This is a genomic window from Sphingomonas changnyeongensis, assembly GCF_009913435.1.
Classification (GTDB): domain Bacteria; phylum Pseudomonadota; class Alphaproteobacteria; order Sphingomonadales; family Sphingomonadaceae; genus Sphingomonas_B; species Sphingomonas_B changnyeongensis.
Window position 1 is genome coordinate 1,276,551 of sequence record NZ_CP047895.1, and the last position, 25,391, is coordinate 1,301,941.

At 68.0% G+C, this 25,391-nt stretch carries 23 protein-coding genes, 1 tRNA gene and 1 pseudogene; 11 read left to right on the forward strand and 14 right to left on the reverse strand.

The features are described from left to right. Window positions 1–12 precede the first annotated feature (12 nt). The 7 genes from GVO57_RS14580 to GVO57_RS06350 all read right to left on the reverse strand — a co-directional run bounded on the left by GVO57_RS14580 (window position 13) and on the right by GVO57_RS06350 (window position 4,188). Window positions 13–174, reverse strand: coding sequence for a hypothetical protein (locus tag GVO57_RS14580; protein ID WP_201752700.1), 162 nt, complete (start codon window positions 172–174; stop codon window positions 13–15). Window positions 175–180: 6 nt separating this feature from the next. Next, window positions 181–351 (reverse strand): hypothetical protein, encoded by a 171-nt coding sequence (locus GVO57_RS14585; protein ID WP_201752701.1) that lies wholly within the window; start codon window positions 349–351, stop codon window positions 181–183. A 45-nt stretch (window positions 352–396) separates the two neighbouring features. Then, window positions 397–1,275 carry a formylglycine-generating enzyme family protein gene (locus GVO57_RS06330; RefSeq protein ID WP_160592456.1) on the reverse strand — a complete coding sequence of 293 codons (879 nt, stop codon included), beginning with the start codon at window positions 1,273–1,275 and terminating at the stop codon, window positions 397–399. A gap of 188 nt (window positions 1,276–1,463) precedes the next feature. Beyond that, window positions 1,464–2,342 carry a formylglycine-generating enzyme family protein gene (locus GVO57_RS06335; RefSeq protein ID WP_160592457.1) on the reverse strand — a complete coding sequence of 293 codons (879 nt, stop codon included), beginning with the start codon at window positions 2,340–2,342 and terminating at the stop codon, window positions 1,464–1,466. 137 nt (window positions 2,343–2,479) lie between these two features. Then, the gene (locus GVO57_RS06340) at window positions 2,480–2,845 is read right to left on the reverse strand and encodes a hypothetical protein (protein ID WP_160592458.1); all 366 of its coding nucleotides are present in this window, start codon (window positions 2,843–2,845) and stop codon (window positions 2,480–2,482) included. 18 nt (window positions 2,846–2,863) lie between these two features. Next, complete coding sequence (locus tag GVO57_RS06345) at window positions 2,864–3,541, reverse strand: hypothetical protein (protein WP_160592459.1); 678 nt, start codon at window positions 3,539–3,541, stop codon at window positions 2,864–2,866. A 344-nt stretch (window positions 3,542–3,885) separates the two neighbouring features. Next, the gene (locus GVO57_RS06350) at window positions 3,886–4,188 is read right to left on the reverse strand and encodes a hypothetical protein (RefSeq protein WP_160592460.1); all 303 of its coding nucleotides are present in this window, start codon (window positions 4,186–4,188) and stop codon (window positions 3,886–3,888) included. Between the two features lie 44 nt (window positions 4,189–4,232). On the opposite strand from GVO57_RS06350, the gene GVO57_RS06355 reads away from it, so the two are divergent. Both GVO57_RS06355 and GVO57_RS06360 read left to right on the forward strand, forming a co-directional pair. Continuing rightward, on the forward strand, window positions 4,233–4,553 hold the full coding sequence (locus tag GVO57_RS06355; protein ID WP_160592461.1) for a hypothetical protein: 321 nt from the start codon (window positions 4,233–4,235) through the stop codon (window positions 4,551–4,553). 93 nt (window positions 4,554–4,646) lie between these two features. After that, a complete protein-coding gene (locus GVO57_RS06360; protein ID WP_160592462.1) occupies window positions 4,647–5,297 on the forward strand; it encodes a hypothetical protein in 651 nt (216 codons plus the stop codon). A 552-nt stretch (window positions 5,298–5,849) separates the two neighbouring features. Here the strand turns inward: GVO57_RS06360 and GVO57_RS06365 are convergent. After that, window positions 5,850–5,939, reverse strand: a tRNA-Ser gene (locus GVO57_RS06365). Between the two features lie 111 nt (window positions 5,940–6,050). On the opposite strand from GVO57_RS06365, the gene hspQ reads away from it, so the two are divergent. After that, window positions 6,051–6,476, forward strand: a complete 426-nt coding sequence (gene hspQ / locus GVO57_RS06370; protein ID WP_160592463.1) for a heat shock protein HspQ — start codon at window positions 6,051–6,053, stop codon at window positions 6,474–6,476. 48 nt (window positions 6,477–6,524) lie between these two features. Here the strand turns inward: hspQ and msrB are convergent, their stop codons facing one another. Both msrB and GVO57_RS06380 read right to left on the reverse strand, forming a co-directional pair. After that, window positions 6,525–7,022 carry a peptide-methionine (R)-S-oxide reductase MsrB gene (gene msrB, locus GVO57_RS06375; RefSeq protein ID WP_160592464.1) on the reverse strand — a complete coding sequence of 166 codons (498 nt, stop codon included), beginning with the start codon at window positions 7,020–7,022 and terminating at the stop codon, window positions 6,525–6,527. Window positions 7,023–7,116: 94 nt separating this feature from the next. Continuing rightward, window positions 7,117–8,382: a cytochrome P450 gene (locus GVO57_RS06380; RefSeq protein ID WP_160593861.1), complete on the reverse strand. Its 1,266-nt coding sequence runs from the start codon at window positions 8,380–8,382 to the stop codon at window positions 7,117–7,119. Between the two features lie 1,393 nt (window positions 8,383–9,775). Here GVO57_RS06380 and GVO57_RS14890 point away from each other — a divergent pair. The 4 genes and pseudogenes from GVO57_RS14890 (at window position 9,776) to GVO57_RS06400 (ending at window position 14,789) form a co-directional block, all read left to right on the forward strand. After that, a complete protein-coding gene (locus GVO57_RS14890) occupies window positions 9,776–10,597 on the forward strand; it encodes an ATP-binding protein (protein WP_233281507.1) in 822 nt (273 codons plus the stop codon). Further along, a pseudogene (prsR, locus tag GVO57_RS06390) lies at window positions 10,594–11,969 on the forward strand (PEP-CTERM-box response regulator transcription factor). The gene GVO57_RS14890 and the pseudogene prsR overlap by 4 nt, the downstream one beginning before the upstream one ends. Before the next feature lie 92 nt (window positions 11,970–12,061). Further along, window positions 12,062–12,916 (forward strand): DUF815 domain-containing protein, encoded by an 855-nt coding sequence (locus GVO57_RS06395; RefSeq protein ID WP_160592465.1) that lies wholly within the window; start codon window positions 12,062–12,064, stop codon window positions 12,914–12,916. 55 nt (window positions 12,917–12,971) lie between these two features. Next, window positions 12,972–14,789: a DUF885 domain-containing protein gene (locus GVO57_RS06400; RefSeq protein WP_160593862.1), complete on the forward strand. Its 1,818-nt coding sequence runs from the start codon at window positions 12,972–12,974 to the stop codon at window positions 14,787–14,789. Between the two features lie 183 nt (window positions 14,790–14,972). On the opposite strand, the gene GVO57_RS06405 is transcribed toward GVO57_RS06400, so the two are convergent. Further along, window positions 14,973–16,766 (reverse strand): ABC-F family ATP-binding cassette domain-containing protein, encoded by a 1,794-nt coding sequence (locus tag GVO57_RS06405; protein WP_160592466.1) that lies wholly within the window; start codon window positions 16,764–16,766, stop codon window positions 14,973–14,975. Window positions 16,767–16,901: 135 nt separating this feature from the next. Between GVO57_RS06405 and GVO57_RS06410 the strand changes: the two genes are divergently transcribed. From GVO57_RS06410 to GVO57_RS06425, 4 genes are all read left to right on the forward strand, one after another. Beyond that, entirely contained in the window at window positions 16,902–17,234 is a 333-nt protein-coding gene (locus GVO57_RS06410; RefSeq protein ID WP_233281508.1) for a PepSY domain-containing protein, read from the forward strand. Window positions 17,235–17,247: 13 nt separating this feature from the next. After that, window positions 17,248–17,913 carry a response regulator transcription factor gene (locus tag GVO57_RS06415; RefSeq protein ID WP_160592467.1) on the forward strand — a complete coding sequence of 222 codons (666 nt, stop codon included), beginning with the start codon at window positions 17,248–17,250 and terminating at the stop codon, window positions 17,911–17,913. 163 nt (window positions 17,914–18,076) lie between these two features. After that, window positions 18,077–19,456 carry a sensor histidine kinase gene (locus tag GVO57_RS06420; protein ID WP_160593864.1) on the forward strand — a complete coding sequence of 460 codons (1,380 nt, stop codon included), beginning with the start codon at window positions 18,077–18,079 and terminating at the stop codon, window positions 19,454–19,456. A 136-nt stretch (window positions 19,457–19,592) separates the two neighbouring features. Further along, complete coding sequence (locus tag GVO57_RS06425) at window positions 19,593–21,656, forward strand: M13 family metallopeptidase (protein WP_407695724.1); 2,064 nt, start codon at window positions 19,593–19,595, stop codon at window positions 21,654–21,656. Window positions 21,657–21,791: 135 nt separating this feature from the next. Here the strand turns inward: GVO57_RS06425 and GVO57_RS06430 are convergent, their stop codons facing one another. The 3 genes from GVO57_RS06430 to GVO57_RS06440 all read right to left on the reverse strand — a co-directional run bounded on the left by GVO57_RS06430 (window position 21,792) and on the right by GVO57_RS06440 (window position 25,309). Then, window positions 21,792–22,433 (reverse strand): glutathione S-transferase family protein, encoded by a 642-nt coding sequence (locus GVO57_RS06430; RefSeq protein WP_233281510.1) that lies wholly within the window; start codon window positions 22,431–22,433, stop codon window positions 21,792–21,794. A gap of 110 nt (window positions 22,434–22,543) precedes the next feature. Beyond that, complete coding sequence (locus GVO57_RS06435; protein WP_160592468.1) at window positions 22,544–23,422, reverse strand: dienelactone hydrolase family protein; 879 nt, start codon at window positions 23,420–23,422, stop codon at window positions 22,544–22,546. A gap of 30 nt (window positions 23,423–23,452) precedes the next feature. Further along, window positions 23,453–25,309 (reverse strand): S9 family peptidase, encoded by a 1,857-nt coding sequence (locus tag GVO57_RS06440; RefSeq protein ID WP_233281511.1) that lies wholly within the window; start codon window positions 25,307–25,309, stop codon window positions 23,453–23,455. Between the last annotated feature and the right edge of the window lie 82 nt (window positions 25,310–25,391).

A 25,391-nucleotide genomic window follows, 5' to 3' on the forward strand; every position in this document is an offset into this window, starting at 1 on the left:
AGAGAAGCGGTGTCAGGCCGCGTGCTTGGCGGCGTCGATCTCGCCGACGCCGGTGAGCGTGAACACGCCGGTGCCGGGCAGTTCGACCCGCAGTTCGAGCGTGCCGCCCGCAGCTTCCACGAACCGGCGCAGTGTGGCGAGATCAAGGTCGGTCTGGCGTTCGACCTTGAGCACCGAGGGCTACGTGATCCCCAGGCGCTGGACGATCTGCTCCTGGCCGCGCTGGGCGGGCTTGCGCAACGCCTTGAGGCCTTCAACCTCGCGGTGGAGTTTGGCGGCGCGGGCCTTGATCCGTGCCTGGCGCTGCCCGGTCATCGGATCAACGCCTTCTTCGTTCAGGGGAGCAAGCATAGCGCCCCCGCTGAAGGCGTTCGGACATGATCACCGCTTGCGAAATCAATCGTGAACTGGGCGATAACCGAGGGAAGCGTCCCCAAAGTGTGAGAAGTGGAAGATTTCCTCTGTCATGAGCTCGTCCGAGTCAGTCCAGGAACTACTGCCCCCGCGGCCGGCGACGAGACGGCACGAGTCAGCATCTTTGAGTTTCAGGCATTTGGGCCATGGTGCGCTGATCTCGGTGGTCGCTTCTCTGGCGTTGCCGATCACGTCGTACAAACCCCAGGGATTGGGCGGCATGCTTTCCACCGGCCGCACCCTACCAGACCAGACGGGGCCGCGCCGCTCATTCGGCCGGTTAGGCGGAAACCGTGACGCGTCGTAATGACGATCGATGATCGCGTTGTTTTGCCCCAAGCTATCGCCCCAGGGATAATTGGTCGTCGTGCCGGCGCGCGCAAAATGTTCCCACTCCTCGTCCGTGGGCAGCCGATGTCGAATGCCTGTCTTCATGGACAACCAGGACAGGTAACACTCATAATCGCGAACAGGAACTTTTGTGACGGGATAGTTGTCGTTCAGGCCAGGGTCGGCCGGATCGACCGGTTTGCCGTCGTCGATTTTCGGAGCCGGGCAGTTCGCCTCCCGAACCGCCGCCATATACTCACGCCATGTCGTTTCATGACGTGCGACATAGAGCGGGCGAACCGGCTGCCTGCCCCCGGTTGGCAAGCCCGGCACGCGCACCATCGGCGGGCATTCGGCACAATCAGCCCGCGACTTGGCCTCCGCAGTGCCATCGCCGGCATCAGACGCGACGGCCTGCGCTCCCAGAGCGACAGCGAATAAAAAGGTGAGCAGACCACCCGGCATTATTTCCACCCCCTTAGGATGCGGGACAGGCATCGCCCCATCGACCGGTCCGTTGACAAAAACCACGCCCTGATCATCGAACAGAGGTACCCCGATACTGATCCCAGAAACAGAAACGCGTCAAACCAGCATTCGCGATCAGCCCCGGTCAAGGCCATGTCGGTCGCGGTCATCGGATCAACGCCTTCTTCGTTCAGGGGAGCAAGCATAGCGCCCCTGCTGAAGGCGTTCGGACATGAACACCTCCTGCAAAATCAATCGTGAACTGGGCGATAGCCGAGGGAAGCGTCCCCAAAGTGTGCGAAGTGAAAGATTCTCTCTGTCATGAGCTTGTCCGAGTCAGTCCATAAGCCATTGCCCCCACGGCCGGCGACGAGACGGCACCAGTCAGCATCTTTGAGTTTCAGGCATTCGGGCCATGGTGCGCCGATCTCGGTGGTCGCTTCTCTGGCGTTGCCGATCACGTCGTACAAACCCCAGGGGTTGGGCGGCATGCTTTCAACCGGCCGCACCCTACCAGACAAGACGGAGCGGCGCCGCTCGCCCGGCCGGTTAGGCGGAAACCGTGACGCGTCGTAATGACGGTGGACGATCGCGTTGTTTTGCCCCAGGCTATCGCCCCAGGGATAATTGGTCGTCGTGCCGGCGCGCGCGAAATGTTCCCACTCCTCGGCCGTGGGCAGCCGATGTCGAATGCCTGTCTTCATGGACAACCAGGACAGGTAACACTCATAATCGCGAACAGGAACTTTTGTAACCGGATAGTTGTCGTTCAGGCCAGGGTCGGCCGGATCGACCGGTTTGTCGTCGTCGATTTTCGGAGCCGGGCAGTTCGCCTCCCGAACCGCTGCCATATACTCACGCCATGTCGTTTCATGGCGTGCGACATAGAGCGGACGAACCGGCTGCCTGCCCCCGGTTGGCAAGCCCGGCACGCGCACCATCGGCGGGCATTCGGCACAGTCAGCCCGCGACTTGGCCGCCGCAGTGCCATCGCCCGCACCAGACGCGACGGCCTGCGCTCCCAGAGCGACAGCGAATAAAAAGGTGAGCAGACCACCCGGCATTATTTCCACCCCCTTTGGATGCGGGACAGGCATCGCCCCATCGACCGGTCCGTTGACCAAAACCATGCCCTGATCATCGAACAGAGGTACCCCGATACTGATCCCAGAAACAGAAACGCGTCAAACCAGCATTCGCGATCAGCCCCGGTCAAGGCCATGTCGGTCGCGGTCATCGGATCAACGCCTTCTTCGTGCGGGGTGCCTCAGCCTCTGTCCTGGCGCAGAGCCTGCTCGATCAGCCAAAGGTGTAGGACATAGACAGCGACAAATAGGCCACCAATGAAAATCACGGACGGCAATATCATGCCCTCTTGTCCAGGGCGCGGCTTCAGCGTCAACGCGCCGACTGCAATAACTGTCATGGTGCAGATCGCAAGAGCCGGCACCAAGCCCAGGACCAAAAAACGGGGTCCGGACTGCGTTACGGTTTTAGAAAGCGGCTGTGATGCAGAAAAAATCCAATGTAGGGGCAAAGTATTTTCATGCTGAAACCGTGAATTAGCCTTTGTAAACAGTCTAACCATGAGCATGCAGAAAATCATGCAAATAATGACAATAAATCCAGTCATGAGCTCACCAACATCATGTCAGATCGGCAAATTTACAGGCGCCTGCAACATGGCCTGCTCTTCACTGGCCCAAAGCTGACCGGCCACAGGTCCAAAAAACTTTTCTTGCACTCGACCTCTCTGCCCTGCTCCGGCTGAGTCGGGCCCGCGCTCCGCCTCCGGCTCGTGCGGCGCGCGGTCCGGCTCGCCGGGGCGGCTGCGCAGGCAGGCGGCGGCCACTTCGCGGACGGCGGCGCCGGTCGGCACCTCCGTCGCGATGCCGTGTGTGCCCGAAAAGGCGATCGATCCGCGCGCCCGCGCCAGCGCTGCGACCAGCGGCGAAGCGAGCGGCACCACACCCGTCTCGCTGCCCATGCCGTCCGGATCGAAGCGGATCGGCACCCGGGCGCTTACGCCATCGACGGTGACGGTTTGGGCGGCGACCTGCGGCGGCGCCTCGACGCCCAGGGTGATCAGCTCGATCACGCGGCGACCGGGCCGGCACACGATCGCGATGTCCCATTCAGTGTCCGGTGCGCCGTAATAGGCGGCATAGGGGCCGCGCCGGTTCCATTCGAGCGGGGGCTCGATCCCCCGCGTCTGATCGCTTCGGCTGTCGACTGGCCGCGCATCGATGGTGGTTCGATCGACGGCTGGCGCGCCCGCCCCCGGGGCGCTGGACGCGTCGCAGGCGACGAACAGGGCCCCGATCAGCATCAGCCGGACCGGATCAAGCCGACGCCGCAGCCCGAAACCGCTCCCTCTCTCCGATGCTGAACGCGCAAAGCCCATCGCCAAGCCACCCGTCCGACCCGATCCGGGCTGGCCGTCGAACCGTTGACCTGCAACGGTTCGCGACTGCCTGATTACGCGTTTAGGGTAAATCACTGTCCCCGAGGAGCGTCAACTCTCCTGCTCGGCATAGAACCGACATGAATCAAAGGGGTCTGCCGCCAATCTGGCCTGAGGACTCGCCCGTGCCGCGTTGTTACTGGCCGAGGGCGTATTTCGGCTAAGTTTTGGTCCTTCATGCCGCCTACATCGGACAGCACTGGATACCATCAGCACTCCCGTCCCGCTTCGTCTGCGCGGACGGCGACAGCACATACTGGATTATGCGGCGCTGGCCAGTGGGATCCACGTAAGCGTCCGGGCTTGATCTCCACAAGAGAGCCGAACAGGACCGTTGCTGTGTTGGAGATCAGTTCAGTTGTGATAAATCTGGATTCGGCATAGATCAAAGCCGCGTCGATTTTATTGGGATTGAGGCGTTCAGAAAATACCGAGGAATCCGCTTGCAGGACATGATGAATCGTCAAAACGAACCTGAATGCAGCGGTGGCCTGCATCTGGCTGACGGTCAATGAGTGATCCCGTCCAGCTATGATCGCCCTGGTGCCTGATTCACATGCAGCTGAACAACATGTGTCGTGAGGCGAAGGGGCGGGCGCACATGATGTTGAAAGCCGCCATCGCTGTCGCCATTGCCGTCACGTCATCGCCCTGTTTGGCGCAGGTCGATGCTGCCTTGTTCGCCGGGGCGCATGTCGGCGCTTCGGCCGGAGCCGTGGCCGAAGACCTTGTGGGCGGCGTTGACCGGACGCGGAGCTTCATCCTGCGCGGCGGTGCGGAGCTGGCCCTCTCAAAGACGGTCGGTGTCCGCCTTGAGTTTGAACATCTCGACGGGAGCCGCAACGGCTTGATGCTGGGTATGCCGATACGTTTCTGAAGCTCTGGTCCGGAGGAAAAGCGCCATGCGGTGGATTGGTCTGGTCACGCTGTTTCCGCTGCTGATGGCAGCCACCGCCCCGACCGCGAACCGGTGGATTGGCTTCAGGACCGGCTGGACCGCGTACTGATTGCCGCCGGTCAGGTGCCCGGCTCGGTAAAGGCGGTCATCTCAACGGAGCCAATGGTGCAAATCGGGCGGCCCGGCGAGCCGGTTGCGGTGCCGGGGGCGCTGATCCTGCTTGCGCCCAATGCCGACGCCGTTGACGGGTTGATGGCCATGATCCTGTCGTTCCGCGCGGGGGACGCGGCAGGCACCCCCCGGCCGACAAGGGCCACGGTCGGGTCCGTTCTCGCGCTCGGGGCGCTGGTTGCTTTGACGGGCGGCGTGTCGGACCCGGAGGCGGGGCGTGACGACAAGGTCATTCCCCTCGGCACTCTGAACGACAGGGCTGGACCGGGCGGCGCACCCGACCGCAGGCAGCTGGCCTGGCGGGGCGCGCGCTGGCACGCGATCGCCGGGGGCTGCGCGGAGGCGCAGCCGGCGTTCCTGCGCTTCGCCGGATCCGCGCAGAGCGCCGTTATCGAAGGTCGGCGCGTGATCTGGCCCGGCAGCCGCGTCGCAAAAGAGATGCTGGCCGGCCTGGGGGCGCAGGGTCAGCCGGGGCCGGACCGCTGCCCCTCGGCCGCGGATGGCGCGCTTCAGGCGGTAAAGCGCCAGCTGATCGGCAGCGCAGATGGATAGGAAATGGCTCTGGCGCATCCCGGGTTCGGCTTGCGCGCGCCGGGGCAGGCCCTGACGCGATCGGCAGTGGAGTGATCAAGCCGGTCCATGTCGGTTCGACCGAGGAGGCGGGCGGACGGATCCATGTGCGCGGGAAGTGGATCGGGTGTTTCTGGCAGGGGCCGTTTCGGGTGCGTAGCAATGGACGAGCCGCATCTGACGGTGACGCGGCCGCAAGTGGGGCGCAATCCGGTGTGGGCCACGCGGGACAGTGGGGAAGTGCACTGTCACTGCAAATCTGCTGCGTGACATCATGCGCGACATCCGGGATCACGATGCGGGGCAGGCGACCGACAGAACCAGCTGATCAGCTAACCCGCGCCGGGTCTATGTGGTAGCGTGTCGTCCGAATTTCCCGATGTCGCCACCAATCCGCTTCGATGCCCCAAACGTGCCCCCGATGCCGCCGCGCTGGGGTGATCCGGGATGAGGCAATCTGAACGGAATACAATCAGCTATTTGGCCGAATTCACGGGGAAATGAGCCGCTGTGAGCGGCCTTGAAAGGGCCTTCTGGCGGAGAGGGTGGGATTCGAACCCACGGTACCGTTGCCGGCACGCCGCATTTCGAGTGCGGTGCTTTCGACCTCTCAGCCACCTCTCCGCGAGACGCCAGGCGCGGGAAGCGCCGGTCGAGAGCGGGGCCTCTAGCCGATAGGGCGGGGCTGCACAAGCCCGGCTTGCAGCGTCACCGTCCTGCCCTAAATAGGAAGGCATGAGCCAGAATGACAGCACCGAGAAGGGCGATGTCGCGGCCACCCTTGCCCCGGCCGCCGCGCTGCACGAATCGGGCGGGGCGCACCCCGTCGCGCCGCCGATCGTTCATGCCCGTTTCGCCATCGGCGACATTGTCCGCCACCGCCTGTTCGATTTTCGCGGCGTGGTGTTCGATGTCGATCCGGTCTTTGCCAATAGCGAGGAATGGTATCAGGCGATTCCCGCGCAGGTGCGGCCCGCCAAGGACCAGCCCTTCTACCATCTGCTCGCCGAGAATGCGGAGAGCAGCTATGTCGCCTATGTCAGCCAGCAGAACCTGCTCGACGATGCGGCGGCCGGTCCGGTCGGCCATCCGGCGATTTCCGGTCTGTTCGACGGTCTGCGTGACGGGCGCTATGTGCTGAGGCGCGAACGGCGGCACTGATCCGCGCCCGCGCCCGCGCCCGCGCCCGCGCTTTCGGCCCGGCTGGATTCAGGCCGGGATGAAGCGCAGCGCCACGCCGTTGATGCAGTGGCGCTGGCCGGTCGGCGGCGGCCCGTCGTCGAAAATATGGCCGAGATGGCCGCCGCAGCGCCGGCAATGCTCTTCGGTGCGCGGATAGCCGAGCTTGAAATCGGTCGCCGTGCCGATCGCGCCGGGCAGCGCGGCGGTGAAGCTCGGCCAGCCGGTGCCGCTGTCATATTTGGCGGTCGAGGCGAACAGCGGCAGGCCGCACCCGGCACAGGCAAAGGTGCCGCGCCGTTTTTCGCCGAGCAGCGCGCTGGTGAAGGGGCGTTCGGTCGCTTCTTCGCGCAGCACGCGGTAGGCGGCCGGAGACAGGCGCTGGCGCCACTGGGCGGGAGACAGGGCAAAGCGCGGATCGCCGGCGCGCGCCGCCCGTGCCGGGCCGGACCGCCCGGTGCCGCCCACAAGCAGCCATGCGCCAAGCGCGCCCGCGCCAAGGCCGATCAGGGTGCGGCGATCCGGCATCGACTTTCTCCTTCCGCCGGTTCGCGCCCGGCCCGGAGCAAGTTACGCAGGCCCGGGCGGAGCGGTTGCACCGCCCGGATTGCAGGCTGTCGCCTCAATAGGTTTCGATCTGCACCGGCATCTGGCGATAGCCATGGACGAAGCAGGCCTTCACCCGCGACGGCTCGCCCTCGACATGGACGCGCATCCGCCTTTTGGCCATTTCTTCCAGCAGGATCGAAATCTGCAGCTCGGCCAGGCGCGCGCCGACGCAGCGATGGATGCCATAGCCAAAGGCCAGATGCCGCCGCGCATTTTCGCGGTCGACGATCAGCCGGTCGGGATCGGGAAACACGCTCTCGTCGCGGTTGCCCGAGATATACCAGAGCGCCAGCTTGTCGCCGGCGCGGATCTTCTGCCCCTCAAGCTCGGTGTCCTGGGTGGCGGTGCGGCGCATATGCGCAAGCGGCGTCTGCCAGCGGATGATTTCCTGCACCGCATTGGGGATCAGCCCCGGATTGGTTTCCAGCTTGGTGCGTTCGTCGGGGAACAGGTTTAGGCCATAGACCGCCGCACTCATCGAGTTGCGCGTCGTGTCGTTGCCGCCGACGATCAGCAGGATCAGATTGCCCAGAAACTCCATGTCGTCCATTTCCGACATGGCGTCGGAATGGAGCATCATCGAGATCAGGTCGGGCGTCATCGGCTTGCCCTTCTTCTCGTCCCACAGCTTGCGGAAATAGGCCGCACACTCGAACATGTGCATCAGCCGCTGCTGGCGGGTGTCCTCGTTGTGGACGAGCTCGATATCGCCGGCCCAGTCGGACCAGAAGGTCAGCTTGCGCCGGTCTTCCCACGGGAAATCGAACAGGATGGCGAGCATCTGCGTGGTCAGTTCGATCGACACCTTATCGACCCAGTCAAAGGTCTGGCCGATGGGCAGCGTGTCGAGGATCTCCTCGGTTCGGCGGCGCACGTCGATCGCCATGCGGCCGATCTCGCTGGGGGTGAAGGCGGGGGAGACGGTGCGGCGCTGCTCGGTATGCTTGGGCCGGTCCATCGCGATGAACATCGGCATGCGCGGCTCGCCCTCGATCGGGTCGGCGATGGTGATCGTCGGCTGCGACGAATAGATTTCGGGCAGCGCCTCGACATGCACGATCGGCTTGTAGGTCGACACCGACCAGTAAGGGCCAAAGGCGCTGTCCTCGCAATAATAGACCGGGGCCTCGGCGCGCAGCCGGCGGAACGGTTCCTGCCAGCGATCCTCGGCGTAAAGCTCGGCGCGGCTGACGTCGAGCGGATCGATCGCCTTGTCGGTGGCGGCACCGGCGGATGCGGGAGCGGATTGGGCGGCGGCGGGTGGAGCAAGCGTGGCCATGGTCATCATCTCCTCGTGCATTTTTGTGTGCATTTCTGTTTTGCCGGAGAGTGCCACTAGCCGCCGCGAAGTTAAAGAGAGTTTTTCGCTGCAACTGAAATCAGTGTCAGCAGCGCGTGGCGGGGGCCGGGCCTGCCCTTGGGGTCGCCCCCGCGTTCAGGATTTTTTCGTCATTGGCGGCGAAAACTGTCGGACCTTTTGACAGTCGGCGGAGACCCGCGCGCGTGACGGCGACGATCGGCATCTGGAGCCATGCGCTGGCCGCGACGCTGTTCGTCGCGCTGGCGCTGTGGCAGATGCGCGCGCCGCGCACCCCGGCGCAGCGCGCGCTGACCGTGGCGCTGGCCGGCACGGCATTCTGGGCGCTGGTCATCGCCTTTTCCACCGCGCGGACCGCAGGTGCGGCGGCGGCCGAATCGCTGCGCAACCTGGGCTGGCTCGCCTGGATGTTCCTGCTGCTGCGCCAGGGGACACGCGATGCGCGGCCCGCCGGGCTGATGCTGCTTTATGCGGTGGTTGCGCTGGTGGGGATGGCGGCGCCGGCGGTTGCGCTGCTGCCGCCCGACGGGCTGGCGCCCTTTGCCGCCAATGTGCTGCGCCTCATTGCGGCCATCGGCGCGCTGGTGCTGCTGCACAATCTCTACACCGCCGCCGATCCGGAAGCGCGGTCGGGCCTCAGGCTGCCGATGACCGGCCTTGCGGTGCTCTGGGCCGCCGATCTTCAGCTTTATGCGCTGGCGGCGATGGATCCGGGCTGGTCGGCGCGGCTGATCGATCTGCGCGGGCTGGTGGCGCTGCTCGCCGCGCCGGTGTTCGCGCCGGGGCTGCGCCGCTCCGATCCGTGGCGGATGCGCCTGTCGCGCACCATCGCCTTCCAGTCGCTGTCGCTGATCGCGATCCTTGCCTATCTGGGGGTGATGGCGCTGGTCACGGTCGCGCTTGGCCGGCTGGGCGGCGATTATGCGCGGCTGGTGCAGGCCGGGGCGCTGTTCGGCACCACTCTGGCCGCCCTGGTGTTTCTGCCGTCCGACCGGTTCCGGGCGTGGATCAAGGTCAAGCTGGCCAAGCATCTGTTCCAGCACCGCTATGACTATCGCACCGAATGGCTGCGCTTCACCGAAACGCTGGGTGCGCCGGGGGCCGATGCGCCGCTGGGCGAGCGGGTGGTGCGCGCGATTGCCGAGCTGACCGACAGCCCGGCGGGGCTGCTGTTCGCACCCGACGGGCAGGGCGGGCTGATGGTGGTCGATCAGTGGCGCTGGGGGCAGGTCGGCGGGGGGGCATCGCCCCCGAAGCCGCCGGCCAGCTTGGCGGCGGGCGCATCGTCGAACTGGCCGCCGAGCCGGTCGCGCTGCCCGGCTGGCTGGCCGGTGACGGGCGCGCCTGGGCCATCGTGCCCCTGCCGCATTTCGACCGGCTGGCCGGGCTGGTGCTGCTCGCCCGCCCGCCGATCGATCGTGGGCTGGACTGGGAAGATTTCGATCTGCTGCGCGTCGTCGGCCGGCAGGCCGCCAGCTATCTGAGCGAGGCGCGCGGGCAGGAGGCGCTGTCCGAAGCGCGGCGCTTCGACGAGTTCAACCGCCGTTTCGCCTTCATCCTGCACGACATCAAGAATCTGGTCAGCCAGCTGAGCCTGCTGGCGCGCAACGCCGCCCGCCATGCCGAGAATCCCGATTTCCGCGCCGACATGATCGCGACGCTCAACGATGCCGCGACGCGGCTGGGCGATCTGCTGGCGCGGCTGGCCCCGCATGATCGCGGCCGGGCGGAGGAGCCGCGCGCGCTGCGCGTGCAGGCGCTGCTCGCCGGGGTGGCGGCGCGCTGCGGGACGGCGCGGGTCGAGCTGGGGGGCGATCCCGATCTGGCGCTGCTCGCCGATCCCGCGCGGCTGGAACAGGCGGTCGCCCATCTGGTCCAGAATGCGCTCGACGCGTCGCCGCCCGGCGTGCCGGTTGCCGTCCGCACGGTCCGCCGCGGGCTGGAGGGCGCGATCGAGATCATCGACCAGGGGCGCGGCATGAGCCGCGATTTCATCCGCACCGAGCTGTTCCGTCCCTTTTCCTCCACCAAGGCCGGCGGCTTTGGCATCGGCGCCTATGAGGCGCGGGCGCTGGTCGCGGCGATGGGCGGACGGATCGAGGTGGAAAGCCATGAGGGGCAGGGCAGCCGGTTCACGCTGATCCTGCCCCGCGCCAGCATCGACGAGGCCGCATGACTGAGAACAAGCCGATCCTGCTGGTCGTCGAGGACGATCAGGGGCTGCAGCGCCAGCTGCGCTGGGCGTATGAGGAATATGAGGTCGTCGCCGCGTTCGACCGCGCCGGGGCGATCGAGGCGCTGCGCGCGCATGAGCCGGCGGTCGTGACCCTCGATCTTGGCCTGCCGCCCGATCCCGACGGCACGTCCGAAGGCTTTGCCGCGCTGGCCGAGATGCTGCGCCTGAAGCCCGATCTGAAGGTGGTCGTGGCCACCGGGCATGGCGCGCCCGAAAGCGCGATGACCGCGATCGCCGCCGGGGCCTATGATTTCTACCGCAAGCCGGTCGATATCGATGCGCTGCGCCTGATCGTGTCGCGCGCCTTTCATTTGCACGCGATCGAGGCCGATCTGGCGCGGCTGCGCCGGCGCGCCGAGGGACAGGCGGTGCTGGGCGGGATCGTCACCGCCGCGCCCGAGATGCTCAAGGTCGCCCGCACGATCGAGCGCGTGGGAAGCGCCAATGTCGCGGTGATGCTGCTGGGCGCGAGCGGGACGGGCAAGGAGCTGCTAGCCCGCGCCGTCCATGCACAGAGCGGGCGCAAGGGCGCGTTCGTGCCGATCAACTGCGCGGCGATCCCGGAAAATCTGCTGGAGGCCGAGCTGTTTGGCCATGAAAAGGGCGCGTTCACCGGGGCGATCCGCACCACCGAGGGCAAGATCGAACAGGCGGAGGGCGGCACGCTGTTCCTCGACGAAGTGGGCGACATTCCGCTGCCGCTTCAGGTCAAGCTGCTGCGCTTTTTGCAGGAACGGGTGATCGAACGCGTCGGCGGCCGGCGGCCCATTCCCGTCGATGCGCGCATCGTCTGTGCGACCCATCAGGATCTGGAGGCGATGATCGCCGATGGCCGGTTCCGCGAGGATCTTTATTACCGGCTCGCCGAAATCGTCGTGCGCATCCCGCCGCTCAAGGACCGCAGCGGCGATCCGGTGCTGCTGGCGCGGCATTTCCTCGCGCATCATGCCAAGGCGATGGGGCGGGGGTGACCGGCCTTGCCCCCGATGCGGTGGCGGCGATCGATGCCTGGCCCTGGCCGGGCAATGTCCGCGAACTTGAAAACCGGGTGAAGCGGGCGGTGATCATGGCCGATGGCAAGCGCGTCACCGCCGCCGATCTCGATCTCGTCGCGCCCGAGGCCGCCCATGACATGATCTCGCTGCGCGCGGTGCGCGAGGCGGCCGAGCTGGCGGCGATCCGCCGCGCGCTCGCCCGTGCCGAGGGCAATATCTCGGCCACCGCCAGGCTGCTGGGGATCAGCCGCCCGACCCTTTATGATCTGATGAAGGCGCATGACCTGCGCGGCGAGGAGCCGCGCCCAGCCGACTGACCTGGCAGGCGGAACGACCTCCCCAGCCGACTGACCAGATTGGCCGCCCCGGCAGGGGGTGACGCCGCAGCGTGCCCGGCTATGTTCGCGGCATGACCAGTGCCGAACTCGCCCGCATCGCCGCCGCGCTCGAACGGCTCGCGCCGCCGCCGCCCGCCATGGCCGATCCGCTCGCCCATCCCGCCTATCTGTGGACCGGCGCTACGCTGGTCGCGGCCCGCGCCTTTCAGCCGGTGCCGATCGATCTGCTGACCGGCATCGACGATCAGAAACAGGCGGTGCGCACCAATCTGGAGCGGCTCGCCGCGGGCGCTGCCGCGCACGACATGCTGCTCTGGGGCGCGCGGGGCATGGGCAAGTCGGCGCTCGCCAAAAGCGCGGTCGCCGCCGTGCAGGCGGCCGGCGGCGCGCTGGCGCTGGTGGAGGTGGCGGGGAGCGAGGTTGCGCGGGACGGCGCGCTGGCGGGGCTGGCCGCGCTGTTCGCGCAGCTGGATGGCGTGCCCCGGTCGTTCCTGCTGTTCATCGACGATCTGGGCTTTGCCGCCGACAGCCCGGCGCCGCGCCGGCTGCGCGCGCTGCTCGACGGCGGGGCGGAGGCGCGGCCCGCCAATGTCCGGCTGTGCGTCACCTCCAACCGCCGCCACATCGTGCCGCGCGACCTGGCCGAGGAAGCCGCCGCCGCCAATCCGCGCGATGCCGCCGACGACCGGCTGGCGCTGGCCGACCGGTTCGGGCTGAGCCTTGGTTTCCACGCGCTCGACCAGGACGGATATCTGGCGATCATCGCCGCCTATTGCGCCGCCCATGGCCTTGCCTTTGCCGCCGATGACGCGCTGGCGTTCGCGCTCCAGCGCGGCCAGCGCTCGGGGCGGGTGGCGCGCCATTACGTCACCGATCTGCTCGGCCGCGTCGGGCGGCCCGAACAGGCTGGATTTGCAGACATATAGCATTACAGCTTGCGGCCGACCCGGCTGCGGGCCGGACAGAAAAGGGGAGAGGATGATGGACCGGCGGGAGTTTATCGGCGCAGCCGCGCTGCTTGGCATCGGTGGTGCGACGGGGCTGATGACCGCACCGCTCCGCGCGCAGACGGGATCGGCCGATGCGGCGCTGTCCGCCCTGTTCGAGCGGATTTTTGCCGAATCGGTCGCGCGTTCGCCCGAACTGGCGACCCAGCTTGGCCTCGACCGGGGGGCGGGGGCGGCGCTCAAGGCGCAGCTTGCCCCGCGCACGGCGGCCCGCCGCGCGGACGATCTGGCGCGCGTCCGCACCGCGCTTGAACGGCTGCGCGCCGTTGACCGGCAGACGGTGTCGGCGGCCAATCGGCTCAACCTTGATGTCGTCATCTATCAGCTTGAAGGGCAGACGGTCGCCCCCACGCGCTTCGGGCTGGATTCGGTCGTGCGCCCCTACCGCCTGTTCCAGCAGGGCGGGGCCTATTTCTCGGTTCCCGATTTCCTCAACACCGCGCACACGGTCCGCGCCGCCGAGGATGCCGAGGCCTATCTGGCGCGGCTCGAAGCCTTTGCCCGCGTGCTCGACGAGGACACGGCGGAGCAGCAGGCACAGGCGGCGCGCGGCTATCTCGCGCCCGGCTGGTCGCTCGACCTGACGCTGGCCCAGCTGACGCGGCTGCGCGGCCAGCCGGTCGAGACCGGCGGCATGGTGATGTCGCTCGTCACCCGCGCCAGGGCGGCGGGGCTGGCCGGCGACTGGGGCGCGCGCGCGGCGCGCATCGTGACCGACAAGGTGCAGCCCGCGCTCGACCGGCAGATCGCGGCGCTGCGCGCGCTGCGCCCGACGACGCGCGACGGCGACGGCGTGTGGCGGGTGCCCGACGGCGAGGCGATCTATGCCGCCGCACTCGCCCAGATGACCACCACGACCATGAGCCCCGACGAGGTGCACCGCATGGGGCTGGCGCAGGTGGCCGAGATCAGCGCCGAGCTGGACACGATCCTGAAGGGCCAGGGGCTGAGCACGGGCAGCGTCGGCGCGCGGCTCGCCGAACTCAACCGCCGTCCCGACCAGCTTTATCCCGACACGCCTGCGGGCCGCGCGGCGCTGATCGACAGCCTCAATGCCGATGTCGCGCGCATGGGGGCGGCGCTGCCGCGCTTCTTTGCGACGCTGCCGACCCAGCCGCTCGAAATCCGCGCGGTGCCGGCGGACATTCAGGACGGCGCGTCCAACGGCTATTATCGCGGCGCCTCGCTCGACGGGTCGCGCCCGGCCATCTATTTCATCAACCTGAAGGATGTCGGCGACTGGCCGAAATACACGCTGCCGGCGCTGTCCTATCATGAAGGCACGCCCGGCCATCATCTGCAGATCAGCCTGGCCCAGCAGTCGAAGGACATTCCGACGCTGCGCAAGCTGGGCGGGTTTTCGGCCTATTCGGAGGGCTGGGCGCTCTATGCCGAAAGCATCGCCGACGAGGCCGGGGTCTATCGCACCCCGGTCGAACGGGCCGGGTTCCTGCAATCCTATCTGTTCCGCGCCGCGCGGCTGGTGGTCGATACCGGGCTGCACAGCCGCCGCTGGAGCCGCACCGAGGCCGCCGATTACATGGTCGCGACCACCGGCTTCGCCCGGCCGCGCACCGAGCGCGAGATCGAACGCTATTGTACCCAGCCGGGGCAGGCATGCAGCTACAAGGTCGGCCACGGCGTCTGGCAGAGGCTGCGCGAAGAGGCCGAACGCGCGCTCGGCAAAAGGTTCGACGTGCGCCAGTTCCACGAGGTGCTGAGCGAGGGGGCGATGCCGCTCACCCTGCTCGAGACGCGGGTCCGCGAACGCATCGCCGCGCAGCAGGGGTAAGAGGGCGTTTTTTGACCGGGAAGAACGGCACCGGCCCGCTCCCCCACCCGGCCTCCCATAGCGTAACCTGCCGTTGGGAGGCCGGGTGGGGGAGCGGGCCGGTGCCGCCCCCGCGCCGCAAGGCGCGGCACAGACAACGCCGCCCCCGCGCCGCGAGGCGCGGCACAGAGCTCAGCCCAGCGCTCAGCCCAGCGCTTCCACCCGTTCCGCCAGTTCGAGCCAGCGTTCCTCGGCCGCGTCCTTTTCGGCCCGTGCCGCTGCGATCGCATCGGTCAGCTGCTGGAACCGCGCCGGGTTGCTGGCATAAAGATCGGGATCGGCCAGCGCCGCCTCGTCGCGGGCGATCGCCTGGTCGAGCGCCTCGATCCGCCCGGGCAGCAGATCATAATCGCGCTGGTCCTTGTAGCTGAGCTTGGTCGCGCCGGGCTTGGCGGCGGGGCGCGGGGCAGCATCGGGCTTGGTCGCCGGGCGGGCGGCAGCGCGCGGTGCCGCCGGCTTGCGGCGCTTGGCTTCCCAGTCGGCATAGCCGCCGGCGATGATGTCGACCCGGCCCGATCCGTCGAGGCCGAGCGTCACCGTGACCGTGCGGTCGAGAAAGTCGCGGTCATGGCTGACGATCAGCACCGTGCCTTCATAATCGGCGATCACTTCCTGCAGCAGGTCGAGCGTTTCGAGATCAAGGTCGTTGGTCGGCTCGTCGAGCACCAGCAGGTTCGACCGGCGGGCAAACTCGCGCGCCAGCAACAGCCGTGACCGCTCGCCGCCCGACAGCGTGCCGACGCGGGCATCGGCAAGGCCGGGGTCGAACAGAAACTCTTTCAGATAGCCATGGATGTGCTTGCGCACCCCCAGCACCTCGATCCAGTCGCTGCCATCGGCCAGCACGTCGCGCACCCTTTTGTCGGGGGCGAGCAGGCTGCGCTGCTGGTCGATGATCACCCCGTCGAGCGTGCGGGCGAGCGTCACCGTGCCGGTGTCGGGCGGCGTCTCGCCGGTCAGCAGCTTCAGGAGCGTCGTCTTGCCCGCGCCGTTCGCGCCGACGATGCCGATGCGGTCGCCGCGCTGGATGCGCAGGGTGAAATCGCGGATGATCCGCCGTTCGCCGAACGACTTGTTGACGTCCTCGGCGGCGATCACCGTCTTGGTGCGCACATCATCGGCTTCGACCGCAAGCTTGGCCGCGCCCGCCGGGCCGAGCATCGCCGCGCGCTGGGCGCGCATGCGGTTGAGCGCTTCCAGCCGGCCCTGGTTGCGCCGCCGCCGCGCGGTGACGCCGCGCTGCAGCCAGTGCAGTTCAAGCTTCAGCTTGGCGTCGAGCTTTTCGGCCGCGCGCGCCTCTTCGGCATAGACTTTTTCCTGCCACGCCTCGAACCCGCCAAAGCCGATTTCGGCGCGCCGCATCTGCCCCCGGTCGAGCCACAGCGTCGACCGGGTCAGCCGGGTCAGGAAGGTGCGGTCATGGCTGATGACCACGAACGCGCCGGCAAAGCGGTTGAGCCAGGATTCGAGCCAGTCGATCGCCGCCAGATCGAGATGGTTGGTCGGTTCGTCGAGCAGCAGCACATCGGGCGACTGGGCGAGCGCGCGGGCGATGGCGGCGCGCCGCCGCTCGCCGCCGCTGGCGGTCGCTGCCGCGCGCGACAGATCAAGCCCGATCTGGTCGGCGATCGCCGCCACCTCATGCGCGGGCGGTGCATCGGGCCCTGCCAGCGCGAAATCGCCGAGCGTGGCAAAGCCGTCGACCTTCGGATCCTGTTCGAGCAGCACGACATGTGTGCCGGGGACGAGCGTGCGCCGCCCCTCGTCACAGTCGATCCGCCCGGCGAGCAGCTTGAGCAAGGTCGTCTTGCCCGCGCCGTTGCGGCCGATGAGCGCAAGCCGGTCGCGCGCGCCGATATGGATGTCGAGATTGCGGAACAGCCAGCCTGATCCCTGGACCAGGCCCAGATCTTCAAAGGCGAGAACGGGTGCGGACATGGCCGGCCAGATAGGGGGCTTGGTGCGCGCGTGCCAGCAAAACCGACCGACCCGCCCGATCGGTGCCGGGATGAACGGCAGCGGGCCGCGCCATTCATGACCTATTCAAAGCATCGGGTTTACCCGCTAAGCATCATGGCAAGCATGAGGCAGATCATTCTTATCCCGGCGGCGGGGCTGGGCGCACTGGCCGCCTTTGGCGGGGGCATGTCCGGCGGGGCGGCGGCGCAGGTCGACCGGCGCGGCGACCAGTATCACGCGTTCGAGGCGCGCCGCACCGGGCAGGTGATGTCGCTGCGCCAGATCGAAAGCCGGATCCTGCCGATGATGGGCGATGCCGATTATCTGGGGCCGGAGTTCGATCCGGGGGCTGCCGTTTACCGGCTGAAGTTCATGCGCCAGGGCCGGGTGAGCTGGGTCGATATCGACGCCCGCACCGGCGACGTTATCGGCCGGTCCGGCCGCTAGAGCGGAGACATAGATGCGCGTTTTGATCGTCGAGGACGAGCCGAGCCTCGGGGCGCAGCTGCGCCGCACGCTGGAAGGGGCCGGCTATGCCGTCGACCTGGCGACCGATGGCGAGGACGGCCATTTCCTCGGCACCACCGAAAGCTATGACGCGGTGATCCTTGACCTCGGCCTGCCCGAGATTGACGGGCTGACCGTGCTCGACCGCTGGCGCCGCGATGGCCGTGTCATGCCCGTCCTGGTGCTGACCGCGCGCGACAGCTGGTCGGACAAGGTTGCGGGGCTCGATGCCGGGGCCGATGATTATCTGGCCAAGCCCTTCCAGTCCGAAGAGCTGATCGCGCGGCTGCGCGCGCTGATCCGCCGCGCCTCGGGCAATGCCAGTTCCGAACTGATCGCCGGCGATGTCCGGCTCGACACCCGCTCGGGCAAGGTCACGCTGGCCGGCGAGCCGGTCAAGCTGACCGCGCAGGAATATAAGCTGCTCAGCTATCTGATGCACCACAAGGGCAAGGTCGTCAGCCGCACCGAGCTGATCGAGCATATCTATGACCAGGATTTCGACCGCGATTCGAACACCATCGAGGTGTTCGTCACGCGCATCCGCAAAAAGCTGGGCCAGGATGTGATCACCACGATCCGCGGCCTTGGCTACAGCCTGGAAGAGCCGGGGAACTGAGCGCCCCGGCCCCCATGGCGCTGAGGCGATGACCATGGCCCGATCCGGGGTAGCCCCGGACGCCGGGGGCGCGAGCGGGGCGGGTGCTGTGCCCGCGCCCCCGGCTCCTTCGGCAGAGCCGTCCGCGCCCGCGCGCGTGACCACCGGCTCGCTCAGCCGGCGGATGATCGTGATCGCGTCGATCTGGATCGGCGTGCTGCTGATCGGCGGCGGGCTCGCGCTCGACCGGGTGCTGACCAACTTCCTCACCCGCAGCTTCGACGATCAGCTGAGCTATGTGCTGACCGCGATGATCGCGTCCGCCGAAATCGGGCCGGGCGGCGAGGTGATCCTCAACCGCCCGCTCGGCGACCAGCGGTTTCTGGAGCCGGGGTCGGGGCTTTATTACCAGATCAGCGGGCGCGGCTTTGAGCATTTCCGCTCGCGCTCGCTATGGGACCGGTCGCTGTCGGTGCGCGCCGATCATCCGCCCGGCGCGCTGCATGCCTATGACAGCCGGGAGTTTCCCGATGAGCCGCTGCGCGTGCTGGAACGCGATGTCGAGGTGCCCGGATCGCCGGTTCTCTGGCGCTTCCAGGTCGCGCAGGACCGCAAGGGGCTGAACGACCAGATCCGCGCGCTGCGCCGCGTGCTGGTGCGCAGCTTTGCCGCCCTCGGCCTGGGGCTGATCGTGCTTGCCGCGCTCCAGACATTTTACGGGCTGCTGCCGCTGCGCAAGGTGCGCCGGGCGATCGCGCGCATGCGCTCGGGCGAGGCGAGCCGGGTCGAGGATGCCCTGCCCGAGGAGCTGACCCCGATGGTCGAGGAGCTGAACGCCCTCATCGCCCATAATGAGCGTCAGGCGGAGGAGGCGCGCCGCCATGCCGGCAATCTTGCCCATGCGCTCAAGACGCCGCTCACCGTGCTGATGAACGCCGCCACCGCCGAGGCGCCCGATCTGGCTGAATCGGTGGTTCGCGAGGCGCGGACGATGCGCCGTCAGGTCGATCATCATCTGGCCCGCGCCCGCGCCGTCGGGCGACGCGGCCAGGCCCATGCCCGGGCCGAGATCTGGCCGAGCATCGAGGCGGTCGAGCGCGCGGTCGCGCGGCTTTACCCCGATGTCCGCATCGACCGCGACGGGCCGCGCGACCTCGCGGTGCGGATCGAGCGGCAGGATCTGGACGAGCTGATCGGCAATCTCGTCGAAAACGCCGCCAAATATGGCGGCGGCAGCGTGTTCGTGACCGTGCGCCGCGACGGTGATTTTGCCGAGATCCTGATCGAGGATGACGGCGCGGGCATTGCCGAGGCCGACCGCGCCCGGCTGTTCGACCGGGGGGCGCGGCTCGACACGTCCAAGCCCGGCACCGGCCTTGGCCTCGCCATCGTGCGCGATGTCGCCGAAATCTATGGCGGGCAGGTGGGGCTGGAGGAAAGCGAGGATCTGGGCGGGCTGCTCGTCCGCCTGCGCCTGCCGGTGGCGGACGCGCCGGGCCTGGCGCGCGCCGGTGCAAGGCGCGGTCTGCGAATGGTCCATGGCGTTCGACCGACGACAGGCTGATCCGTTGCGTGAGGGGCGGGGCGCGATATTGTCGCCATCGTCTGTCCGCGCGCGCCCGGCCGACCGCCGGGACCGCGGACGATCCTGACCGTGACCCGCATCAGGACATGCAGATGAACAAGGGGAGAGAGAGATGATGACCCGCATGGCCGCGCGTGCCGCGCTGCTTGCCTGCACGGCGGCGCTGATGCCGCTTTCGCCCGCACTGGTGACGCCCGCAATGGCCGCCGCCAAGGCTGCTGCCGACCGGCCCGAACTCGGCCGGTTCGGCTTCGACGCCGACGGCATGGACCGCGCGATGCGCCCGGGCGATGATTTCTACCGCTTTGCCAATGGCGGCTGGGACGACCGCACCCAGATCCCCGCCGACCGGTCGAGCTGGGGCGGGTTCGCCGTGCTGCGCGACCTGTCGGACCAGCGGACGCGCGAGATTGTTGAAGGGGCGGCGAAGGCCGAGCCTGGCACCACCGCCTACAAGGTTGGTCTGCTCTATCAGGGCTTCATGGACGAAGCGGCGATCGAGGCGGCGGGCATCGCCCCGCTCCAGCCCGAACTGGCGCGCATCGCCGCGCTCGCCAGCAAGACCGATCTGATCCGCTATCTCGGCGACGGCATGCGCGCGGGCAAGCGGTCGCCGATCGGGCTGGGCGTCGCGCAGGACCTGAAGGACAATAGCCGCTACGCCGCCTATGCCGGCCAGGGCGGGCTGGGCCTGCCCGACCGCGATTATTATCTGGACGACAAGAACCCGAAGTTCGTCGAAACGCGCCGCGCCTATCAGGCGCATATCGCGCGCATGCTGACGCTGGCGGGCATTGCCGGGGCGGAACAGAAGGCGGCGGCCATCGTCGCGCTTGAAACCCGCATCGCCGCGACCCACTGGACGCGCGCCGAATCGCGCCAGGTGGAAAAGCGCTACAACCCGATGCCGGTGGCGGAGCTTGGCACCCGCATGCCCGGCATCGACTGGTCGCTGTTCCTGTCCTCGGCCGGGCTCGACATGCCGCAGCTGATCGTCTCGCAGCCGAGCGCGATTGCCGGCACCGCGCGGCTGATCGCCGACGAACCGCTCGCCGTGTGGCAGGATTATCTGACCTTCCACGCGATCTCGCGCGCCGCGCCGATGCTGCCCAAGGCGTTCGTGGCCGAGGATTTCGCGTTCAAGGGGACGGTGCTCGCCGGCACGCCCCAGCTCAAGGACCGGTGGAAGCGCGGCGTCGATCTGGCCAATGCCCTGATGGGCGAAGCGGTGGGCGAGCTTTACGTCGCCCGCTATTTCCCGCCCGAGGCCAAGGCCAAGGCGGAAACGCTGGTCAAGAACCTGATCGCCGCGTTCGACGTGCGGCTGCAGCGGCTGGAATGGATGGCCCCGGCCACCAAGGCGCAGGCGCGCGAGAAGCTCGCCGCCTTCACCTACAAGATCGGCTATCCGGACAAGTGGCGCGATTATTCGACGCTCGAGGTGCGGGCCGGCGATCTGCTGGGCAATGCCGAACGCGCGGCGCGGTTTGAATATCAGCGCCGGCTGGACAAGGTCGGCAAGCCGGTCGACCGCACCGAATGGGGCATGACCCCGCAGACGGTGAACGCCTATGCCAGCCCGGTGATGAACGAGATCGTGTTCCCCGCCGCGATCCTGCAGGCACCGTTCTTCGACCCCAAGGCCGATGATGCGGTGAACTATGGCGGCATCGGCGCGGTGATCGGCCATGAAATCAGCCATCATTTCGACGATCAGGGCCGCAAGTTCGACAAGACCGGCAATCTGGCCGAATGGTGGACCGCCGAGGACGCGACCCGGTTCAAGGGCTATACCGACCGGGTGGTCGCGCAATATGGCGCCTATGAGCCGCTGCCTGGCCGCAAGGTCAATGGCGCGCTGACGCTGGGCGAGAACATCGCCGATCTGGCCGGGCTGACCGTTGCCTATGACGCCTATCAGCTGTCGCTCGGCGGGCGGAAGGCACCGGTGATCGACGGGTTCACCGGCGACCAGCGCTTTTTCCTCGGCTGGGCGCAGGTGTGGCGCAGCAAGTATCGCGAGGCGCAGCTGCTGCAGCAGCTGACCACCGATCCGCACACGCCCAGCCATTTCCGCCCCTATGTCGTGCGCAACCTCGATGCCTGGTACAAGGCGTTCGACGTGAAGCCGGGCGACAAGGGCTATCTGGCGCCCGAGGCGCGGATCAAGGTCTGGTGACGCCTGCCGGCCCGCCGGTGGCGGCGGGCCGGTCAGCATGGTGCAGAAAGGGCGCGGAGGCCGGATGGCCGCCGCGCCCTTTTCGTGTCTGCACGATCCGGTCCGCACCCGGTCCGGGCGTGCGGGCCGCCCCGGTTAGCCGGCCGGCGTCATCGCCGCGTCGTCGATCGCGCGCGCCCGCTGCGCTGCCGGGCGCGCGAGCAGCCGTTCGGCATAAGCGGCAAAGGACGCCCGCTGCGGCAGCGTGCCGAACTCCAGCCCCCAGCCGATCTGCGCGCCCAGCACGATATCGGCGGCGCTGAACCGGTCCCCGGCCGCATAGTCATTGGCGGCCAGATGCGCGTCGAGCATGTCGATCATCGCATCATAGCTGCCATAGCCGACCATCGCCTGCTGTTCGGCGGCAATGGTCACGCCCAGCACCCGGTCGATCACCGCCGCCTCGACCGGGCCGGCGGCGATGAACAGCCAGCGATAATAGGCCCCGCGCGCGGCGCTGCCCGGCGGTGGGGCGAGCCCCGCTTCGGGAAAGGCATCGGCCAGATAGGCGCAGATCGCCGCGCATTCGGTGATCACCGCCGGGCCGTGGCGCAGCGCCGGCACCTTGCCCAGCGGGTTGACCGCCAGATATTCGGGCGCCTTCATCGTCGTCCCGTAATCGAGCCAGATCGTGCGATAGGGCAGGCCCACTTCCTCGAGCATCCAGCGCGCGGTGCGGCCGCGCGACATCGGATGGGTGTACAGGATCAGCTCGTCCATCTCATGCGCCTCCGCCATCCGCCGCGCTGTCGCGACTCGTGTGAACGGCCAGAACATAACACGAACAAAGTGGCGGAGTCTGTCCCCAAATCGGAGGCATGTCCGCCGCCCCCGCTCACGCCATCCGATCAGCCCAGATGGGTGCGGAAAAAACCGATGGTCCGCTTCCAGGCCAGCGTGGCGGCGGCAGCGTCATAGCGTTCGGCCGAGCTGTCATTGTTGAACGCATGGTTCGCGCCCGGATATTCGTGCAGCTCGAGCGGCCGGGCCGCGCGCATCAGCGCGCCGGCAAAGGGGCGCACCGTCGCCGCCACCCGCGTGTCGAGCGCCGGCAGATGGATCATCACCGGCACCGCCACCCGTTCGGCCTCGGCCGGATCGGGGGCCGGGCCATAGTAGCTGACCGCCGCCTTCAGCCCCGGCGCGCCCGCGACCGCCAGCCGCAGCACCAGCGCGCCGCCCCAGCAGAAGCCGGTGACCCCGGCCTTGCGCCCGGGCACCAGCGCGGCGGCATGGCCGATGGCCGACTGGGCATCGGCGAGCGTGCGGGCAAGGTCGAGTTGCCCGATCATCGTCCGCGCCTGATCGGCATCGGCCGGCGTGCCGCCGCCGGGGGCGAGGAAATCGGGCGCGACGGCGACAAAGCCGTCCAGCGCAACGCGCCGGGCGACGTCGCGGATATGGTCGTTGAGGCCGCGATTTTCGTGGATGACGACGATGGCCGCGCGCGGCCGGCCCTTGGCGGGCCGCGCAACATAGGCGCGCATCGTCCGCCCCGGCGCGCTGGCCCATTCATCGGTGCGGGTGACGAGGCGCGGATCATCGGCCGGCACGATGGCGGCGGCGGCCGCCGCCGGCGCGATGGCGGCGATCAGCGCCTCTGCCGCCGCCGCCGATCCGGCGAGCAGCGTCATGTCGCGCAGAAAGCCGCGCCGGTCGCGCGCCCCGCCCGGGCCATGGGTGAAGGCGTCATAAAGCGCGATTGCACGCTGGCGAAGCTCGTCCATCTGTCCTCCCCGGCCCGGGCGCGGGCCTGATTATCTTGTCCGGTAACGGTCGAACCAGCTGATGATCGCCGATGCCTTGGCCGCCGACTGGGACGGGCGCGCGGCGATCCCGCCATGGCTGGCCCCCGGCACCTTGACCAGCATGGTCGGCACGCCCTGCAGGTGCAGCGCCGAATAATATTGCTCGGACTCGCTGACCGGGGTGCGGAAATCCTCCGATCCGACCACGACCAGGGTGGGCGTCTTCACATTGCCGACAAGCGACAGGGGCGAACGCGCCCAATAGCCCTCAGGGTCCTCCCACGGCTTTTTGCCGAACCAGTAACGGGTGAAATAGGCCGGATTGTCGGCGGTCAGCGCAAAGCTTGCCCAGTCGATCACCGGCTTCTGCGTGGCCGCTGCCCTGAACCGGTTTGTCTTGCCGATGATCCAGCTGGTCAGCACGCCGCCGCCCGATCCGCCGGTGACGAACAGATTGTCGGGATCGATCAGCCCGGTCGCGATGGCGGCGTCGACCGCGCTCATCAGATCGTCATAGTCGCGGGCCGGATAGGTCTTGTCGATCTCGTTGGCGAATGCCTCGCCATAGGAGGTCGAGCCGCGCGGATTGACCGACAGCACCGCATAGCCGGCGCTCGCATAAAGCTGGTTGTCGGTCGCAAAGGACGGGCCATAGGCGGTGTGCGGCCCGCCATGGATTTCGAGGATCAGCGGGTGCCGGCCACCGGCTGCCGGCACCGGCGGCAGGGTCAGCCAGCTGTCGATCACCTTGCCGTCGAACGCGGTCGCGCTGATCTTGCGCACCTCGCCCAGCGTCTTGGCACCCAGCCATTCCGCGTTGAGCCGGGTGAGCTGCCGGCGGGTGCCGCCGCGCACCAGCGCGATGTCGGACGGGCGCTGCGCGGTCCCGGCGGTGATCGCGATGCTGCCGTCGCGCGCGACGCTGAACGCGCCCCCGGCATAGGGGCGGTCGAGCCCGGCATCGGTCAGTCCCTCGGCAACCGTGCGGACCGATCCGTCCAGCCCGATGCGGATCACCTTGGTGGTGCCGCGATCGTCCTGCAACGCATAGAGCGACCGCGAATCCGCCGCCCAGACGGGGGACGACACGTCGCGGTCGAGCTGCGCGGTCAGCGAACGCGGCGTGCCGCCGCCACGCGGCATCACCCACAGCTCGCCCGCCTCATAAGCGCGGCCATGGTCATCAAAGCCGGTATAGGCGATCCACTTGCCGTCGGGCGACACGGCGGGATCCTGATCGGGGCCGCGCCGGTCGGTCAGGCGGCGGATCGCACCGCTCGCGACGTCCAGCTCGTGCAGTTCGGTGTCAAAGCCTTCAAGCTGCCATTTGTCGGTCAGATTGGCGCTGAAGATCAGCGCCCGCCCGTCCGCCGTCCAGTCGATCGACCCGCCTACCGGCTGCTTCGCAAAGGTCAGCTGGCGCGGTGCGCCGCCTTCGGCAGACACGAGGAAAATCTGCTCCAGCCCCGGTTTCAGATAGCCGTCCGAATCGGTGCGGTAGACCAGCCGGTCATGGATCTCGAGCGGCTTGGCCCAGTCCGCGCCCTCGGGTTTCTTGAGCGGCTTGGCGAGCGACGGGGCGTCGGCGGGCACCAGCATCGTATAGGCGATGCGGCTGCCATCGGGCGACCAGGCGATGCCCGACGGGGCCGTGGGCAGGCCGGTGACCCGCGCGGTCTGGCCGGTCGCCATCCAGCGCACATAAAGCTGCGCGCCGCCGCCTTCAGCCGTCGAGACATAGGCGAGGCGCGTGCCATCGGGCGACCAGCGCGGGCGCAGATGCGATCCTGCGCCTGCAACCAGCGGGGTGTGCGCGCCGGTGCGGGTGTCGACCGTCCAGATGCTCGGCCGCGCCCGATCGGTCATGATGTCGTTTGACCGGCGGACATAGGCGATGATCGTGCCGTCCGGGCTGATCTGCGGATCGGTCGCGACTTCCAGGTTGAAC

What these genes read in the sequence shown, in the direction of transcription:
- GVO57_RS06410 (WP_233281508.1), top strand. Translation starts at nt 16,902, where the DNA reads ATGGCAAGCATGAGGCAGATCATTCTTATCCCGGCGGCGGGGCTGGGC.
- GVO57_RS14585 (WP_201752701.1), bottom strand. Translation starts at nt 351, where the DNA reads ATGCTTGCTCCCCTGAACGAAGAAGGCGTTGATCCGATGACCGGGCAG.
- hspQ (WP_160592463.1), top strand. Translation starts at nt 6,051, where the DNA reads ATGAGCCAGAATGACAGCACCGAGAAGGGCGATGTCGCGGCCACCCTT.
- GVO57_RS06425 (WP_407695724.1), top strand. Translation starts at nt 19,593, where the DNA reads ATGACCCGCATGGCCGCGCGTGCCGCGCTGCTTGCCTGCACGGCGGCG.
- GVO57_RS06380 (WP_160593861.1), bottom strand. Translation starts at nt 8,382, where the DNA reads ATGGCCACGCTTGCTCCACCCGCCGCCGCCCAATCCGCTCCCGCATCC.
- GVO57_RS06415 (WP_160592467.1), top strand. Translation starts at nt 17,248, where the DNA reads ATGCGCGTTTTGATCGTCGAGGACGAGCCGAGCCTCGGGGCGCAGCTG.
- GVO57_RS06420 (WP_160593864.1), top strand. Translation starts at nt 18,077, where the DNA reads ATGATCGTGATCGCGTCGATCTGGATCGGCGTGCTGCTGATCGGCGGC.
- GVO57_RS06435 (WP_160592468.1), bottom strand. Translation starts at nt 23,422, where the DNA reads ATGGACGAGCTTCGCCAGCGTGCAATCGCGCTTTATGACGCCTTCACC.
- GVO57_RS06440 (WP_233281511.1), bottom strand. Translation starts at nt 25,309, where the DNA reads ATGACCGATCGGGCGCGGCCGAGCATCTGGACGGTCGACACCCGCACC.
- GVO57_RS06395 (WP_160592465.1), top strand. Translation starts at nt 12,062, where the DNA reads ATGACCAGTGCCGAACTCGCCCGCATCGCCGCCGCGCTCGAACGGCTC.
- msrB (WP_160592464.1), bottom strand. Translation starts at nt 7,022, where the DNA reads ATGCCGGATCGCCGCACCCTGATCGGCCTTGGCGCGGGCGCGCTTGGC.
- GVO57_RS06340 (WP_160592458.1), bottom strand. Translation starts at nt 2,845, where the DNA reads ATGACTGGATTTATTGTCATTATTTGCATGATTTTCTGCATGCTCATG.
- GVO57_RS06400 (WP_160593862.1), top strand. Translation starts at nt 12,972, where the DNA reads ATGGACCGGCGGGAGTTTATCGGCGCAGCCGCGCTGCTTGGCATCGGT.
- GVO57_RS06430 (WP_233281510.1), bottom strand. Translation starts at nt 22,433, where the DNA reads ATGGCGGAGGCGCATGAGATGGACGAGCTGATCCTGTACACCCATCCG.
- GVO57_RS06355 (WP_160592461.1), top strand. Translation starts at nt 4,233, where the DNA reads ATGCAGCTGAACAACATGTGTCGTGAGGCGAAGGGGCGGGCGCACATG.
- GVO57_RS06405 (WP_160592466.1), bottom strand. Translation starts at nt 16,766, where the DNA reads ATGTCCGCACCCGTTCTCGCCTTTGAAGATCTGGGCCTGGTCCAGGGA.
- GVO57_RS06345 (WP_160592459.1), bottom strand. Translation starts at nt 3,541, where the DNA reads ATGCTGATCGGGGCCCTGTTCGTCGCCTGCGACGCGTCCAGCGCCCCG.
- GVO57_RS06335 (WP_160592457.1), bottom strand. Translation starts at nt 2,342, where the DNA reads ATGGTTTTGGTCAACGGACCGGTCGATGGGGCGATGCCTGTCCCGCAT.